Here is a 16,931-nt window from a genome sequence, read left to right as displayed (position 1 = left end):
AAGTAGGCTGAGTGTGTTGCAGTGTTTGACTGGTCGAATATGAAGTTTCCGAGTGAATAGAATATCGGTTTTCCCTTATACATGTCGATTCCCTGTGTTACATGAGGATGTGCTCCGATTACGACATCTGCACCATAATCTATCAGTTCATGTGCGATTTTCACCTGATTTTCGTTTGGAGAGTTTGAATATTCGTTTCCAAAGTGCATGTATGCGATTATGCAGTCGGAATCATTGTTTTCTGCAATCTGCTTTTTGGCATCTTCTGAGTCATATGCGGAATATCCGGGACTTGACTCTTTAGCATAAGGCATTACGTCCTGTGAGTATTCGGCGAAGTTTTCGGAATCCATATAGTTGAGGATTGTGATTTTTCTTCCGTTTACCTCCTTGACAACGGCCTTGTGTGCCTCATCTGCGTTTTCTCCGGCACCCATTGGTGTTATGTCTGCGTTTTTAAGGTTGGCTATCGTATCCTTCATTCCGGTCTCGCCGTAGTCGTATGCGTGGTTGTTTGCAAGTGCCGCTACAGTCAGATTGTTTCCTTTAGCAAGGGGAACGTAGCTTGGATCGCATTTCAACGGCACATCGCCCTTGAGTGCATCACCGGATGTTGTTGCCGCATTTTCAAAGTTAATCAAAAGCAAATCGGCTGCTGATATGACATCACTTACTCCCTTAAAGGGTGAGGAGTCAAGGCTCAATACCCCTGGCATGTTACGTGCAAACATAACGTCCCCTGTAACTGCGATTGAAACGTTTTCCTTAGGCTCCATATCTACAACAGAACTTGACGGGTTGAATATGGTCGCCCATACCGCAATTATAACAAGAAAGACTAAAATTACAAGAAGTATATCCCTAAGCTTCATTTTCAACTAACCCTTCATCTTCTGAGAAAAGCTGGTTCAGCATCCACTGCGGATCATATTCCATGATATCATCATACCCCTGGCCAACACCCAAAAAGAGTATCGGCTTTTGGATTACATAACCGATTGAAAGTGATGCTCCTCCTTTGCTGTCTGCATCGGCTTTGGTGAGGATTACACCGTCAATGTCGATTGCTTCGTTGAACTTACGTGCCTGTTCGGTTGCATCGTTACCTGTTATTGCGTCCCCGACGAATATTACCAAATCAGGTTTGGATACACGTTTGATTTTCTTCATCTCGTCCATAAGGTTGGTGTTGGTCTGCATTCTTCCTGCAGTGTCGATTAAAACCAACTCTTTTCCCTGCGCACGGGCGTGTTCCACTGCATCATATGCAACTGCGGCAGGATCTGAGCCTTTCTGGTGCTTGATGATTTTAACGCCCACATTGTCTGCGTGATGTGTAACCTGTTCGATTGCTCCTGCACGGAATGTGTCTGAAGCTGCAATAACTGGAGTGTAACCTTTTTTCAAGTAATAATTAGCCAATTTACCTATTGTTGTTGTTTTTCCGGTTCCGTTAATACCGACAAACATTACTACCAAAGGCTCTCCCTGAGCTTTTTTCTCCTCAATCATTTCAGTCATTGATTTGCCCGGAATGTCAATAATATCGGCAACTGCATTTCTTAAAGCATTGTAAGTATATTCTGTGATGTCACTGCTTCTTTTGATTTTACGTCCGACAAGGTCATCTTTTACAGAGTCTACAACTTCAGTAGCTACTTCCATTGCTACATCTCCTTCCAAAAGACCCATTTCCAATTCCCATAATGTGTCTTCCACATGTTTTTCGGAAATTGTTTTTTCACGAACAAATGAGAATAATCCACCTTTTCCTTCCGCAGAATCATCTTGATCTTCTTCTTTATTTTTATCTCTGGACCAGAAACGAGACTTCTTCTCCTCTTGAGGTTCCTCTTCCTCTTCACTTTCTTCTTCCACATCCTCGTCTTCATCATCATCTTTAGACCTGGACCAAAAGTGAGACTTCTTCTCTTCCTGAGGTTCCTCTTCCTCTTCAGATTCCTCCTCATCATCAGACTTGGATCTGGACCAGAAACGAGACTTCTTCTCCTCTACAGGCTCTTCCTCAACAGAATCTTCTTTTTCTTCCTCAGAAGTTTCCTCATCCTTATCTTTAGACCTGGACCAGAAACGAGATTTTTTCTCCTCTTGAGGCTCTTCTTCACTTTCATCAGCTGATTCAATTAATTTAGATTCATCAACTTCTTTTTTTTCCTGTTTTTTACGGCCAAATGAGAAAAATGAACGTTTACTACCTTCTTCTTCCTGAAGGTTGTCTTCTTCTTTTGCTTCTTCGAGAATTTCTTCTTCCAATTTATCACTGGTACGTGACAGTTTCTTTTTTAATGATTCAAACAAAATTAACCCAACCTTTTAGTTTTATTAAAAAAGTTTAATTATAACTTATTTATATTTTTTATAGTATTTATAAGAAAATTCAATCATGAAAATACTAGTGAAAACAAATTAATTAAATCGAAAATAGCTATAATAATTTTAATAGATAGAAATTAAAATATAAAAATAATAAAAAGAAAAATTAGTTAAATTAATAACTAATTTTAAATTGTAAAATTTAAACAGAGACATCTAGATTAAGTCGTTTTTAAATCGTTGAAATTGATGAAGTTGGTTACACCCCACCTGAACATTACGACTCCTCTGGCACCGCCGTTTAAAGCAGCCTGCGCATCACCAAATAGCTCGGAAACAGGAAGTTTTGTAATATCATCATCTGATCTGTAAGCCTGAAGACCTGTCCATACCTGTGCACCATTGGAATTGTCCACAAACCATTTTGAGATGCTTTGAATCCATGCGGTGCTTTGATGATAATTTCCTTTGTAGACCATAGGAAGAACAAAGTCCAGATATCTGGTCAATGTAGGATAATCCTGACCATCATAATAAAGCATGTTACCCGGTTCAGGCATTAAAGCAGCAGATACAAGACAATTTGAGTTGACTGATTTGACTGCTGAAACAGCTGTTCTTACAAAGTAATTTATGGATTCCGCAGCAGTAGGGAAATTGTATGCAGTTCCACCAAATCTTAAATAGTCAAAGTGAACTCCACCGATACCTGAAATGCCTGCATAATATTTGGCTTCGTTTACTTTGGAATTGATAAGTTCATAATTGTATGATCCGTCCCTGTTTGCAATACCATGCCAGCTGCCATCATAAGCAACCTGCATCCAGATATGTACTTTAATTCCATAGTTATTTGCCTGTTTTGCCCATGAAGAAACAGCACCTGCACCATATGCGGTTATTGCATAAGAATGAAGGAAAACATGCTTTGTTCCCTGGGAAGCCAGACTGGCCAGGTTCAAATTATACATATCAGAATATCTGACCCAATATCCGTAACCATATGGAATTTCTGAGGTTATAACCAATCTTGTAGAACCCATAGACGGAGCGTAATTTGTATTTCCGGCAAAGGAGTAGACAACATCGTATGTTCCCTCAGCAAAATCATCAATATCTAAATGAATGACCCCACTTTCATCCGTGGTCTGGGCAAATGATTTTGAACCTATTTTAACATTGACTGTTTCACCTGCCAACAAAGTATCTCCCCTCAACTCTATATTGAAAGTAATTCCTGAATTTTTATGGAATGTTGAAGAGGTGAGAACCGTCAAAGCAGTTGAAATTCTTGGATTTACAGTCAATTTTGAAGAATTGAATGCACTGACAAAGAAATCATCTCCAAGATAATAGTAATTTACATTATATGTTCCCGGAGCCAGATTAATGGTTAAATTTACAAGCCCGTCATCATTTGTGGTTCTGGTGTAATTTATTCCATTAATTTCGAAAATCACCTTTTGTTTAAACAATTTAATAGAACCGACTGATAGGGAAGCAAATATCTTATCGCCAATACCTTCAGTAACACTCGGCGTTAAAGGACGAAGAGTAGTGAAAGTTGATTCGAGGATTACAATTTCAACCAAGGAATAGGTAAATTTATATCCTGTTCCATTATAGAAGACTTTAGCATTAAATACCTCATCCGGCAAATCCAATTTAAAAAGGGCAATGCCGTTTTCATCAGTTACTGCAGATAATGTTTGAGAATTGATATTCATATAGACAGTTTGATTTGCAAATGGTTTATCGTTTTCATCATAGAGCCCTGCCTTATAATCTCCTCCGGTAAACATCATTTCATCATAACAGACAAGTTTTGCCTTGATTCCGTCATAAGTTTCAACGGTTGACTTTGCAGATGATGCACCGTAGCGGGAATTTGCATCATGACTAAAACTCAGGGAGTAATTGCCCTCACTTAAACCCAAATAAAAGTTAGCTACACCATTATCGTCAGTGATGACGGAATATTTTTCATTTCCAATAGCTAAATTGATTGTTTCTCCTGCAACTCCATAATTTAACTTGTTTGTTAAAGTTGCCTGAATAGTATCATCATCATTAGCTTTAAATACATAATTTTTTGTAGTCAATTTGGTATCTGAATTGGCATAGACAGTGATGTAATTTCCAACAGCCTCTCCTGTAACTTTATTATAAGCAGTTATTATGTAATTGCCCGGTTCCAAGTTAATATTGAGTTTAGAATTTCCATATTTGTTGGTCTGACGAGTGTAGAAAACACCATGAACATTAAACTCAACATCCTGATAGGCAAGCGGATTTCCATTGAAATTTCTGGCAGTCACCCAATATTGATGATTGTCCCTAAAAATCTTAACCAGATTACTTGAATTTATTGTGGAAAGGACTTTAATCTTATTTGAAAAGGAACATCCGTCATTAGGATTGTATGCCGTTAAAATATATTCTCCAGGGTTTAAATTAATATTAAGTTTGGCAATGCCGTTATGATTGGTTTGGTGGGTGTAGAAGACACCGTTGATATTGAATATAATATCAGTATCAGTTAAAACATCCCCTGTACCGTCAAAAAATGTTGCATAATACTGGGAACTATTTTTATAATATTTGACCAAATCATTTCCAGCTATTGTAGATAAAACATTAACATTAACAGTTTTGTTTGAAGGAGAATATTTGTCATTTCCTAAAAAGTTAATATTAGCAATATAGCTTCCCGGAATTAAATTAATAGCCAGTGAAGCCTTACCCTCATCATTTGTAGTTCTCTTATAATCCTGACCGTTGATTGTAATTATTAAACTGGCATTACTCACAGGAGTATCGTTTGTATCAGTCAGCACCGTATTGAGACGGGTTCCGTTTTTATAAAACATGGATACATCCTTTGCCTCAATATTAACGCTGTCTGAAGTTAATGCAGTGTCATTTTCTTCAGCGCAAACTAAGGACATGCTTAGGAATAATACCAAGATTAATGAAAATAAAAAGATTTTTTTAATAATAAAACCTCCTTAAGCCCCATTTTTAATAGTAATTGTGTTGGCAATACTGTATTCATCATAAGTTGATGTGACAACATATTCGCCATCAACCAGATTAATGAATAAGCTTGCAATACCTTCATCATCAGTTACGTTATTGTATATAGCTCCGTTAATGTTGAATTCAATGCTTTGATTTGCATAAGGATTTCCCTGCCCATCAATTAACTTGACACGGAAATTACTTTCATTAGTATAACTAACGGTATTATTGGCAAATAAAACCGGAAGAACGGTAATGATATTTGAAGACATGAATGTATTGTATTCGGCAGTTACAATATACTGGTCAGGCTGTAATCTTAAATTAAGATTTGCATAACCTGTAGCATTACTTGTTCTTGTATAAAATACACCGTTGATATTAAATACAACGTCAACACCAGGTAAAGGATTACCTACATCATCCAACACTTTAATTGAGTATACGGAATCATTTCTATAATATTTAGTTAAATCATGGCCATCAACAAGGACAGGCAGAACTTCAACAACGTTAGCGTGCTGTTCTCCATTGATTGTGTTAATGGCAGTGATGACATATTTACCCGGATTTAAATTAATATTCAGCTTGGCCTGACCGGTTGCGTCCGTTTTTCTATTGTAAAATACACCATTGATATTAAATGTAACATCACCGTTAACCAAAGGATTTCCTGAAGTGTCTTTGAATTTGGCGTAATACTGCGTGCCGTTTTTATACATCTTTACAATATCATCGCCGGACACAGTAGATAGAATATGAACATTAGCTGAAGTGCTGTTTGCACCGAAAGCACCATTATAGCTTGCAGTTATAGGATAATCGCCCGGATCCAAATTAATTGCGATTGAAGCCAGCCCGTTTTCGTTGGTTGTTCTTGTATAATCAACACCGTTAATATTAATTATTACCTTTTCACCTACGATTGCATGATTAGCGACATCCGTTAAATAGATATTCAGTTTTTCAGGACCTCTGCAGTATTTATTCACATCAGCTGCTGAAATCAAAGCCCCATATTCATTAACAGTCAACTTAACACTGTTGACAAAATCCTCATTTAAAGCATACAATAAATCATATTGCCCTGATTTGACTGCTTTAAGTGAAAGTGTAATGAAATTATTAGCATCACAATCAGTTAAACCCCACACTACAATACTTGAATCATCAGCAAAAACATATGTTCCTTTAGATACGCTTGCACTGTTAAATTCAAAGCCCTCAGGAATAGCAAACTTAACCAATGGAGTTGTGTGTGGAATGTACTTCACCTGAAATTTAATTTCAATATTTTGCCCGACAACTGTGGAAGTGAGGGGACTTAGCAATTTGAAAATCTCAATACTTGATTTGTCAAAAATGTGGGTTCCCAAATATTTCTTATTAGGAGTTACCGGAAGGGAATTTCTGGAAATATACTCATTGTAATAATAAAAATTATCTGCCAGTGAAGCTGTTGACCTGCCGCATCCCGCACCATTGTCATTTGATGCGTAGGAATCCACACTGTAAGCCAATCCATTTGGAGATTTTGTAAGTTTCCAATGGTAAGTCATGAGATTTCTTCTGTTAACACCATAAGAATCCGTGTATCCAAGTTTAATTGCCGCATCAACCGGACTTAAACTGCTGTCATAGGTTCCTTTTTGTGACATGGAATAAACGTTCGGACAAACAACAAACTGACCCGGTTCAAGTTTACCAACATGATATAAATTGTTAAAGACAACCCCATAGGTTCCATCGGCAGCCTTAATGACAAAATGGCCCAATGAATAACCTGACATTATATTATATATTCTTGAAAGATAAGCGTCTGAAATTACATTGTTTACAACCATTTCTGATGCTATGCTTTCAATTTGTCTGAATATGCTGCCGTCTGTAATACCGCCGTTTCCTATAAGCCATCCATTGGAAGTTACTATGGCATGAGCAAAATACCCATCGGGATTTTTATATTGTTTTTGATATTCAATATCTCCCCAATAACCGCTTTCAATGATTAAATCTACAGGATTGGTAGCATCACGTCTAACTGAGATAACCCCTTCATTATCACTTACATGAAGGACTATCGAACTGCATTCACTTAAATTAATTAAATCATCATCAACATTTGTTTCTTCATTGATAGGTGATTCATCTGCATACTGTTCTACTTCAATTGCATTACTTACTTGAATTTCATCACCAGCAGTTTCATTCAAATCACTGGCTGAAACCACTGCGATACTTGAAATAAAAATAATTAAAACAAGAAAAATAAAAAATCTTGAATAATTTTTAATTTTAAACACCTCTTATTAAATCATCTGTAAGAAGTGATAAAAATAAATTACTAAAAAAAATAAAATAAAATAAAAAAAAGAGATATAAGTAATTAATAACCGGTTACGCCGCCTTGAGCTGCAGATTGAATTTGTTGAGCTTGACCTTGAAGATTAGCCAAAATATCAGTGATTTGCTGTAAATTAGCTAACATTTTATCTAAACTATCTTCCAAATCTTTTTTCTGCCCAGCAATAATAATCTTAGCGCCTTCAGCATCTTTTTTAATAGCGTATCCTGCACCAATACTTATAATAATTTCATCAGTGTCTTTAAGTTCCCCTTTAATGAAAGAACCAGCACCTACAGGCACAAAAGCTTCAACAGCTTTTTCACCGTTTAAATCATCTAAAGTGTTGGTTAATGCATCAACTTCAGCGATTGAAGCCTGGATTAATTCGATTTGTTGGCGAACTAAATCCGCTTGTTGGTTGTATGCATTAATTTCATTAATGAGTTCGTTTAATTTTTGCTGATCTTCCATAATAACACCTCATGAAGTGCCTTATAAAATCTCTTTTACAATTGGGTCTTGAACATCTTCAGGAGCGATTTCAGCGATTTCAGAAATTTTGATTTGATTTCTGTTAATGCCATGTTTGCTTCCGAAACGTTCATAAATTTTTTCTTCAATATCAGCTTCACTGGTAGCTTTATATTCTTTTACAAATTTATGAAACTCATCACCCATTACAAAAGTACCTTTAACTCTGTAAATTTTAGTTATCATATTAAATCCCTCAGATATTTATAAATCATCTAAAAAGCCTAATGCTTCTTCAACTCTAGCCATTTCAGGACCAGTACTGTCTTTAGCAACAATTGCCCCATTTGAATTAGCAATGGAACATGCTCCAACTAAAGATATGCCCCTTCCAACAGTACCAATATCTCCTTCAACACCAAATACTTTACGAGAAAAGTCAACTTCGCTTTCAACAGCAGTGCTGCTAATCAAAAACCCTTTATTAGTTACGGATATTAATGAACCGATAATATCGCTTCCAACCATTGAGGTTGCTTCAACATTAACATCCAAAGTGCTTTCGATTGTATTGATAGCATCTTCAGATAAAAAAGGACTTACAATAGCACCAGTATCATTTGCTGCAACAATATTACCTACAGCAGTATAATTTCCTGGAATAGCTGCCACTTCAAGACCTAATTTTTCAAACTGTTCAACTTCTCTGTCTAAAACGTGTGGGGAAACAACAATACCATTTGAATTAGCTACAGATAAAGATCCAATAAGGCTACTTCCGGAAACAGAAGATTTCACAGCAGGCACTTCCAATATTTCCTCAACTAATTTAACTTTTTCGTCAATTAAATTATAAGGAACAATAACAAAGTCATCAGTTGCTTGAATGAAAACTCCAACATTCGGATTTCCTACAATATCGATTCTTTTCAACATATTGTCACCTCACTTGTTAAGTATTTGAAAAAGGTACGATAGCTATTCTGCTAAAGTAGCTTCTACAACACCATCATCATCTTTAACTGCTTTTACAGTAATTTTAGAAGGTATTTTTTGAATACCTCTTGCCCAAATTACATGATTGATTGATTCATCAAGTTTTACTTCTTCAGCTTTCATGTGTTTGGTTAAGAAATTTTTAACTTCCCTTATAGCTCTAGGAGCTCTGATAGTCCTTTTAACATTTTTTACGTTTCTAAGTGGAATTGTGTAAACTCTTTCCATGATAAATCCCCCTTATAATTTAAGGCTGTTTCTTCTCCAATGTCTAGGTTTAGGTCTGTATCTAAGTTTACGATTAGTTTTAGCATAAGCCCAGATTGGAATTCTCCTATTTTGTTTGTTTGCTTTTGCCATTCTCAATTTTTTAGCTAATGGTTTATTTCTACTCATTTTCTCACCTGTGAATAAAGTATAATAATTATTTTTTATATCCTATAACCCGAGTTTGATAATGTTCCGGAAATATGTCCAGAGAATTTCCTCCTTTCTCATCAATCAAAGTCCTTATTTCAACCTCATAATCAGAGCTGTTATCCTTATTGCTTTTTTCATGAGATATTTCAAATAGGTTGGATGTTATTAATTTGACGGATTTGTGACCGAAACTATCCAAATTAATGTATTGAACATTTTTCCTATCTTCAAGACTTCTTATCTGATTGACATTGAGTTTCGGAGTCCTGTCATCCCTTCTTGTTCCATCGGCAATAATATCATATCCCTCAGCAACCTCTTCAATGACCGTCTCATGAATGAATTTTATTCCGTCGTTTGGAAAGCCGTCATTCATAATCATGTCACAGGTTTTATCTAAAATCTCAAAATCCAAATCCAGGACTTTATGGGTAAAACCTAATGATTCTGCTGATTTACTGGCAGGAACATATGAATCATAAACACCAAAGTTTGCAGTGCATAATTCAACATCAAGACCTAATCTTTTAAGCATTACTGCCATGAAAGATGAATCTTTACCGCCACTATATAATACAGCCGCTTTCATGGATACTATTTCCTTGTAATTTTAATCTCCCTTTTCTGACCAGCAATCTGTCTTAGAAGAACTTTTAACTGTTCATCGGTGACTTTTCCTCTTAAACTACCTGCCTGAGCGGATTGAATCAATTGAATTTCAATTTGATTAACGAGCTCCGGTTTAGTTAATCTGAGGTTAGCTAATCTGTTACGAGCTTCAGGGGTCAAAATTTGACCTAAAATCTGTTTTTTCTGAGCTTCGAATTGTGCCTGTGCTTCTTGCTGTTGCAATTGTTGCTGTGCAGCAGCCTGTTGCTGTTGTGCTTGTTGAGCAGCAGCTTGCTGTGCCTGCAACTCAGCCATTCTTTTTTGACGAATTTCATCAAGATCGCTCATATCAAACTCTCCATATAGTTAATTAGTATTTTGCAAGTTCAGGAATATCTTTAATGATTTCACCAGAAGTTTTATCTAAAAAGGATCTTCCTTTAGGAGAAACAACTCTTCCTCCTTCAACTTTTTCAACTAAACCTGCGTCTTCTAATTGGTGAAGAGCGTTTCTAATGATAGCTCCACTACCTTTTCTAAATACTTCAGGAGTTACACCACGGTCTTTTTTACCACCGTAGAAAGTTCTTAAACTCATTACTCCAACAGGTCCATCCATGTACACTCTTCTAATGATAGATGCACATCTTACATACCACCAATCAGCATTTTCCGGTTTTCTTTCTTTGTGAACACCGGTTTTAACAAAATTGGACCATGCAGGGGAATTGATTTTATCATTTTCTTTAAATTCTTCTGCGACTTTTTCAATTAATAAATCTGCAGGTACATCAAATACAGTAGTCATATTAATTCTCCAATATTTTATTAAATAATTGTCCTCTTAATCCACTGTAAATTTAAGACCTAAAAAAATAGGGCCTGTAACTCTAAATTTAAGTAATTCTTAAGGCTTCTTTTTGTAAATTACAGCAACATGTCCTCTAACGTCGATGAGTTTGCATCGAGTCTTTTCGACAATTTCTGCAATATAAGTATCTTTATCTCTAGCGATATTTTTTGCAAATTTAAGTTTGACAATTTCATTAGCTTTTAGCTGGCGTTTGATTTCTTCAATGACATTGTCATTGACACCGCTTTTACCAATATTAATTGTCATCGCGGAAAGAGCTCTATTCATCATTTCTTTTTTTGATTGACTCATACTTAGCTCTCCTCTTATTTTTCTTTTCCTTATTGTAAGGAATTCTCATAACATGGCCACATTCTCCACAAAAAATGTTAACTTTCTCGTCAACTAGCCGGACGGATGAATTATGACCATAGTAAAGGAACTTACCGCATTTCCTACAATACCTTCTAGACCATTTTTCAGGAATTTTGGTATTGTATTTGGTGGACAATTTTCTAGCCAATTCAACATATCTGTGGGACCGTTCGGGATGGGTGATGAATTCCATCTCAGCACGCTCAAAAAGAATATTCATTCTTTCAATAGCTATTTCAATCATCCATTTAGGTCGTTTTCCTCTACTCAAAAATATCCTCCTTAATTGTCGGATATAATATTCAAAAATTGAATTAAAATGATTTGCGCAAATTAAAACAAAAACCATAGTTAATGATAACCTTAGGTTAAAATGAATATTAAGAATAAATATGATTTTCACCATTAATAAATGTTATGTTAAAATCAGGGTGAAAGTATAAATAATAGAAATCAGTCAGAACAATTTTTATAACCCAATATAATTTAACCTTTTGATTCAAATATTGATTAAACAAGGTAAAATTGTAATCAGAAGAAACTGAACAATTTATATACTAAAATAATCTAATATAGTTTTGTAAATTTAAAATAATGCTAGCATAAAAATTAATTTACAAGGAGGATTTAAAATGAGGTTGATTCCTATAGATAACAAAATAAAAAACCGTTATGATTCGCTTTTTAAAATAGCGACGCATGCATTTGTAAACGGTTTGATTCCATTGCTAGATTTACCGGAAGACGACTATATCATAATATCCAATGAGATATTTAAACCCGGACACGACGTGAAGATAATGGACATCCTGTTGAAAGGAAAAAATGGATTAATTAATATAGAATTTCATAAACAGCCTCTGTCAAAATCCCATTTAAACAGGGATTTCGAGTATGTAATACAGTGTTATTTCCAGTATGGTGAAACAATAGATCAAAAAATTGTCATTTTAGACAATGATCGAAAATCAGTCGATAAACTACAGATTCTGAAGAATTTGGAATACAAAGCAGATTGTTATTTCACACAGGAAATTGACGGTGCAACAATCTTAAATATCATTAAAGACAAAATCGTAGATAACGAAACATTAACCGATTACGAAGAATATGTATTCTCTATATTACCACTCACCAACCATGGCCATAATAATGTAGAGAAGTTAGTTGAAGAGTTATGCCACTTAACGAAAGAATTAAACATCCCAGAAGAAAAGAAAGAAGCAATATCCTTCTGCCAAATGATTCTGGTTGACATATTCGTTAATGACACAACCCTGAAAGACAAACTAATGGACGTGATTCGAATGACATCATCATACATAGAAGAAAGAGAAAACAAACTAAGAAACATATCAAAAGAAGAAACACTAAAAGCCGAAAAAAGAGCAGAAAAAGAAAAACAAAAAAGAATAAAAGCAGAACAGAAAAGAAAACAAGAAAAACAGAAAAGAATAAAAGCAGAACAGAAAAGAAAACAAGAAAAACAGAAAAGAATACAAACAGAACAAAAACAAATACAAACAGAACAAAAACTTAAAGAAATAGAAACTATTGTAAAAGAAAACACAAATGACCAAAAAAACCAATTAGACAAAAAGACAATACAAAAAATATTAGCAATAACCAGCACAATTTAATTAAAAAATTAAGGAGATAAACAAAACAATTTTTAATAAAATTGAATATCTCCATTTTATTTTTTAAAATTAAGAGATATAACCTACGAAATAACCTTAATTATTCATTATTAAAGATAAAAATAATTAAAGTGATAAAATGTCATCATCATACATAGAAGAAAAAGAAAACAGACTAAGAAACATATCAAAGAAGAAACACTAAAAGCCGAAAAAAGAGCAGAAAAAGAAAAACAAAAAAGAATACAAACAGAACAAAAACAAATACAAACAGAACAAAAACTTAAAGAAATAGAGACAATTGTAAAAGAAAACACAAATGACCAAAAAAACCGATTAGACAAAAAGACAATGCAAAAAATATTAGCAATAACCAGCACAATTTAATTAAAAAAATAACCTTGTAGAAACCATGTCAAAATTTAAGTGAATATCGATGTTATTTATTTGTTTTTGTTAAATAATCGATATTTTCTCTTTGTTTTTGATTTTGACATGTTTTTGTTCTTTTTATTTTACACTCGAATTTGTTCTTCGCAAAAAAATTTTTACTAAAATGCTTAGATTTTAATTTTAAGCGATTTAATTACTTAAATTTTATTACACTTGAAATAATACCTGATATTTATTAAAAAAACAAATAATAATTTATAAATAGTAAAATGGAGAATAATTATTAATATGTACACGAAAATAAACTATTCTCCATATTATTATTTGAATTCAAGACATTTAAACCTTTTGGATTTTGGACTTAAGATTGATAGAAAGACTCAGAAAGAAAAACTATTTAAAATTAGTGAAAATCAAAATAGATTATTATATTTTGTTGAATTATCATTTAACTATGCTAAATGGATATTTCCAAAGTATTCCTGTGATTATAGCAATCATATTTATAATCAACCCCAATTATTCACTATTTTGGCAATGAAAACTTACTTAAAAACAACTTATCGTGAAATAATTGAAATTTTGGACGTTTCTGATAAAATAACTAAATATTTAAAACTTAACAAGCTTCCACACTACACAACAATCCAGAAATTCTTTGTAAGAATGTCAGACACAAAACTAAAAGATTTGAACAATCTAATATTGTTTATGCATCCTATAGATTGTGAATTAGCTGCAATGGATGGAACTGGACACACAAGTGATTATGCAGACCATTATTACGCAAAAATAAGAGGCAAATGTAGAAAAAGCTACATTAAAAATCATATTGCGATTGATGTCGACACAAGAATGATCCTAAATTACGCAGCAAATCGAGGCCCAAAATACGACACACAATTCGCAATTGCATCAATAAGACAATTAAAACCCTACAAACCACACTACATCCTAGCAGACAGAGCATACGATACAGAAGCAATAAGAAAATGCATAAATGAAGAAGTAGGAGCATTCGACCAAATACCATTAAAACACGAGCAAAAACAGGGCATTACAGATTAAATAGTTCAACAATCTTCTGGCACGATGTTTACGCACGAAGAATGAATGTAGAAAGTGTAATTTACGTAATAAAAAGAAGATTCAACGGAGGAAACTATAGCAGAAGCACAAAACTCCAAAATAAAGAAACAAAACTTAAAGATGTATTATACAACATATACAGAGCAATCCAAGTATTTTAAATTAGGGTTTCTACAAGGTTAAAAAAATAATTAAGGGGGAAAAACAATTTTTAACAAAAACCGCATCCCCACATTTCTAATACTATTAATGAACTTTCTTTACTATGCAGTTACCGTAATTTTGTTTGAAATACGGAAATCCTCATAACTTGAGGTGATAATGTATTCCCCAGGCTGTAAATTAATATTTAACTTAGCCTGACCCAAACTGTCAGTTACCCTGTTGTATAAAAGACCATTGATGTTAAACTGGACAGTTTGTCTTGCATAAGGATTTCCTTGACCGTCAACCAATGTGGCTACAAACTGATCAGAAGTTCCGTATTGTTTAACCATGTCTTCAGCACTCAATATAGGCAATACTGTAATATTGTTTGCTACCATACATTCCTCATAATAGGTAGTGATTATATAATCACCAGCTTCCAAATTAATGTTCAGTTTAGCAATACCTGAAGCATTGGTTTGGCGTGTGTAGAATACACCGTTGATGTTGAAAGTAACATTAACGCCTGCACCGACAGCATTACCATCGTCCCCGATGATTTTTACTGTGTATTGAGAAGCGTTTCTATAATATTTGGTTAAATCATAGTTTTCGATGATTCTAGGAATGACTGTAATATTATTGGCAGACATTTCACTAGTATTAAGGTTTATTGCAGTAATTATATATTCTCCTTGTTCAAGGTTAATGTTTAATTTAGCAAGACCTTTATCAGACACTTTACGGTCATAGAATATACCATGAATGTTGAATCGCACTACAGTTCCTTCAGCCAAGTAATTACCTTCACTGTCACGGAAAGTAGCATAGTACTGAGTTCCATTTCTAAATACTTTAACAACGTCAGTTCCGTTAACTGTAGTTAAAATAGTGACAACAGACTCAACGGTTTCATTACCAACGCAGGTAGTTACATTATAAACACCAGCAGGTAAATTAAGAGCACAGCTGCAAGTTCCATTTGCATTTGTAGTTCTATTGTATGTAATACCATTAATATCCACAGTTACAGATTTATTTGCTAAAGGATTGCCTTCAGAATCTTTTACAGTTACAACAAATCTTTCAGCACCGCTGTAGTATTTAGTCACATCAGGAGCTGAGATGATAATAGACACAGGCTCCATTACAGTTATATTTACCTCTGTTTTACTTGGATTGTAATTATCATCACCATCATAAGAAATTAATGCAGTAGTATTTGTATTCAATCCAGGAACAGTGACAATAGCAGTACCATTCACAATAGGAGCGAAATAAATACCATTACCTGCACGAACACTAACATTACCAGTAGCATCCTCAAAACCAGTGATAACAACAGTAGCATTCTCACCAACATTAATAGGTTCAGCACTAGCACTGAGATTTAAATCCTTTTTAGAAGGAACCGGTAAAACAGTAATATTCACATAAGTGAAAGCCATATTATATGAATCATCACCTAAATACAAAACATAAGCTGAAGTAGATTTGTCCAATGCCTTAGTGGTGAAAGTAACAGTACCATCCACAATAGGAACGTAATAATAAACCCAATTCACCAAAGCACTAACATTACCAGTAGCATCCTCAAAACCAGTAATCACAACAGTAGCATTCTCACCAACATAAATAGGTTCAGCACTACCACTAAGATTCAAATCCTTCTTACCAGGAGCAGGCAAAACAGTAATATTCACAGAAGTGAAAGCCATATTATACAAATCATCACCCAAATACAAAACATAAGCTGAAGTAGATTTGTCCAATGCCTTAGTGGTGAAAGTAGCAACACCATCCACAATAGGAGCATTATAATAAGCCAAATTCACCAAAGCACTAACATTACCAGTAGCATCCTCAAAACCAGTAATCACAACAGTAGCATTCTCACCAACATTAATAGGTTCAGCACTACCACTAAGATTCAAATCCTTCTTAGTGGACTCATTTAAAACAGTAATATTCACACTAGTAAACGCTGCATTGTATAAATCATCACCCCAATACAAAACATAACCTGAAGTAGACCTATTTAATTCATTAGTGATGAAAGTAGCAACACCATCCACAATAGGAGCAGAATATAAAACCCAATTTACTAACGCACTAACATTACCAGTAGCATCCTCAAAACCAGAAATGACAACAGTAGCATTCTCACCAGCATAAATAGGATCAGCAACAGCACTAAGATTCAAATCCTTCTTAGAAGACTCATTCAAAACAGTAA

Annotated in this window: 17 protein-coding genes; 2 read left to right on the top strand and 15 right to left on the bottom strand. The window is 34.4% G+C overall.

Features of this window, described 5'->3' with window-relative positions; genetic code table 11:
• The 14 genes from ACKI44_RS08465 to ACKI44_RS08400 all read right to left on the bottom strand — a co-directional run.
• Positions 1-872, bottom strand: an 872-nt coding sequence (locus tag ACKI44_RS08465; RefSeq protein WP_407423414.1) for a CapA family protein, incomplete at its 3' end; no start/stop codon positions are given.
• On the bottom strand, positions 862-2,319 hold the full coding sequence (gene ftsY, locus ACKI44_RS08460; protein ID WP_407423412.1) for a signal recognition particle-docking protein FtsY: 1,458 nt from the start codon (positions 2,317-2,319) through the stop codon (positions 862-864). The genes ACKI44_RS08465 and ftsY, both read right to left, overlap by 11 nt.
• Before the next feature lie 236 nt (positions 2,320-2,555).
• Positions 2,556-5,282, bottom strand: a complete 2,727-nt coding sequence (locus ACKI44_RS08455; RefSeq protein WP_407423410.1) for a hypothetical protein — start codon at positions 5,280-5,282, stop codon at positions 2,556-2,558.
• Between the two features lie 60 nt (positions 5,283-5,342).
• Positions 5,343-7,586: an Ig-like domain repeat protein gene (locus ACKI44_RS08450; RefSeq protein WP_407423408.1), complete on the bottom strand. Its 2,244-nt coding sequence runs from the start codon at positions 7,584-7,586 to the stop codon at positions 5,343-5,345.
• Between the two features lie 155 nt (positions 7,587-7,741).
• Complete coding sequence (pfdA, locus tag ACKI44_RS08445) at positions 7,742-8,173, bottom strand: prefoldin subunit alpha (protein WP_407423406.1); 432 nt, start codon at positions 8,171-8,173, stop codon at positions 7,742-7,744.
• A gap of 21 nt (positions 8,174-8,194) precedes the next feature.
• Entirely contained in the window at positions 8,195-8,419 is a 225-nt protein-coding gene (rpl18a, locus tag ACKI44_RS08440) for a 50S ribosomal protein L18Ae (protein WP_303737427.1), read from the bottom strand.
• Positions 8,420-8,437: 18 nt separating this feature from the next.
• Positions 8,438-9,109, bottom strand: coding sequence for a translation initiation factor IF-6 (locus ACKI44_RS08435; RefSeq protein WP_407423404.1), 672 nt, complete (start codon positions 9,107-9,109; stop codon positions 8,438-8,440).
• Positions 9,110-9,151: 42 nt separating this feature from the next.
• Positions 9,152-9,397 carry a 50S ribosomal protein L31e gene (locus tag ACKI44_RS08430; RefSeq protein WP_058740110.1) on the bottom strand — a complete coding sequence of 82 codons (246 nt, stop codon included), beginning with the start codon at positions 9,395-9,397 and terminating at the stop codon, positions 9,152-9,154.
• A gap of 12 nt (positions 9,398-9,409) precedes the next feature.
• Positions 9,410-9,565, bottom strand: a complete 156-nt coding sequence (locus ACKI44_RS08425; RefSeq protein ID WP_004032463.1) for a 50S ribosomal protein L39e — start codon at positions 9,563-9,565, stop codon at positions 9,410-9,412.
• A 28-nt stretch (positions 9,566-9,593) separates the two neighbouring features.
• Entirely contained in the window at positions 9,594-10,178 is a 585-nt protein-coding gene (locus ACKI44_RS08420; RefSeq protein WP_407423402.1) for a hypothetical protein, read from the bottom strand.
• A gap of 5 nt (positions 10,179-10,183) precedes the next feature.
• Complete coding sequence (locus ACKI44_RS08415) at positions 10,184-10,546, bottom strand: DNA-binding protein (protein WP_303737424.1); 363 nt, start codon at positions 10,544-10,546, stop codon at positions 10,184-10,186.
• Positions 10,547-10,568: 22 nt separating this feature from the next.
• Positions 10,569-11,006: a 30S ribosomal protein S19e gene (locus tag ACKI44_RS08410; protein ID WP_303737423.1), complete on the bottom strand. Its 438-nt coding sequence runs from the start codon at positions 11,004-11,006 to the stop codon at positions 10,569-10,571.
• A gap of 99 nt (positions 11,007-11,105) precedes the next feature.
• Positions 11,106-11,363 (bottom strand): YhbY family RNA-binding protein, encoded by a 258-nt coding sequence (locus tag ACKI44_RS08405; protein WP_058740113.1) that lies wholly within the window; start codon positions 11,361-11,363, stop codon positions 11,106-11,108.
• Positions 11,332-11,697 carry a ribonuclease P protein component 4 gene (locus ACKI44_RS08400; protein WP_303737422.1) on the bottom strand — a complete coding sequence of 122 codons (366 nt, stop codon included), beginning with the start codon at positions 11,695-11,697 and terminating at the stop codon, positions 11,332-11,334. Before ACKI44_RS08400 ends, ACKI44_RS08405 begins: the two co-directional genes overlap by 32 nt.
• A gap of 361 nt (positions 11,698-12,058) precedes the next feature.
• Here ACKI44_RS08400 and ACKI44_RS08395 point away from each other — a divergent pair, with 361 nt between their 5' ends.
• Positions 12,059-13,066, top strand: a complete 1,008-nt coding sequence (locus ACKI44_RS08395) for a hypothetical protein (RefSeq protein WP_407423399.1) — start codon at positions 12,059-12,061, stop codon at positions 13,064-13,066.
• Between the two features lie 681 nt (positions 13,067-13,747).
• Positions 13,748-14,527 carry a transposase gene (locus tag ACKI44_RS08390; protein WP_407423397.1) on the top strand — a complete coding sequence of 260 codons (780 nt, stop codon included), beginning with the start codon at positions 13,748-13,750 and terminating at the stop codon, positions 14,525-14,527.
• A gap of 284 nt (positions 14,528-14,811) precedes the next feature.
• On the opposite strand, the gene ACKI44_RS08385 is transcribed toward ACKI44_RS08390, so the two are convergent.
• Positions 14,812-16,931, bottom strand: a 2,120-nt coding sequence (locus ACKI44_RS08385) for a carboxypeptidase-like regulatory domain-containing protein (RefSeq protein WP_407423395.1), incomplete at its 5' end; no start/stop codon positions are given.

Source organism: Methanobrevibacter sp., assembly GCF_045646205.1.
Lineage (GTDB): Archaea > Methanobacteriota > Methanobacteria > Methanobacteriales > Methanobacteriaceae > Methanocatella.
This window is presented reverse-complemented; position numbering and strand designations above follow the sequence as displayed.

Bases quoted from the DNA above. Each gene is read 5' to 3' on its own strand.
- ACKI44_RS08455 (WP_407423410.1), bottom strand. From the start codon at position 5,282: ATGTCCTTAGTTTGCGCTGAAGAAAATGACACTGCATTAACTTCAGAC.
- pfdA (WP_407423406.1), bottom strand. From the start codon at position 8,173: ATGGAAGATCAGCAAAAATTAAACGAACTCATTAATGAAATTAATGCA.
- rpl18a (WP_303737427.1), bottom strand. From the start codon at position 8,419: ATGATAACTAAAATTTACAGAGTTAAAGGTACTTTTGTAATGGGTGAT.
- ACKI44_RS08435 (WP_407423404.1), bottom strand. From the start codon at position 9,109: ATGTTGAAAAGAATCGATATTGTAGGAAATCCGAATGTTGGAGTTTTC.
- ACKI44_RS08430 (WP_058740110.1), bottom strand. From the start codon at position 9,397: ATGGAAAGAGTTTACACAATTCCACTTAGAAACGTAAAAAATGTTAAA.
- ACKI44_RS08425 (WP_004032463.1), bottom strand. From the start codon at position 9,565: ATGAGTAGAAATAAACCATTAGCTAAAAAATTGAGAATGGCAAAAGCA.
- ACKI44_RS08420 (WP_407423402.1), bottom strand. From the start codon at position 10,178: ATGAAAGCGGCTGTATTATATAGTGGCGGTAAAGATTCATCTTTCATG.
- ACKI44_RS08415 (WP_303737424.1), bottom strand. From the start codon at position 10,546: ATGAGCGATCTTGATGAAATTCGTCAAAAAAGAATGGCTGAGTTGCAG.
- ACKI44_RS08410 (WP_303737423.1), bottom strand. From the start codon at position 11,006: ATGACTACTGTATTTGATGTACCTGCAGATTTATTAATTGAAAAAGTC.
- ACKI44_RS08405 (WP_058740113.1), bottom strand. From the start codon at position 11,363: ATGAGTCAATCAAAAAAAGAAATGATGAATAGAGCTCTTTCCGCGATG.
- ACKI44_RS08395 (WP_407423399.1), top strand. From the start codon at position 12,059: ATGAGGTTGATTCCTATAGATAACAAAATAAAAAACCGTTATGATTCG.
- ACKI44_RS08390 (WP_407423397.1), top strand. From the start codon at position 13,748: ATGTACACGAAAATAAACTATTCTCCATATTATTATTTGAATTCAAGA.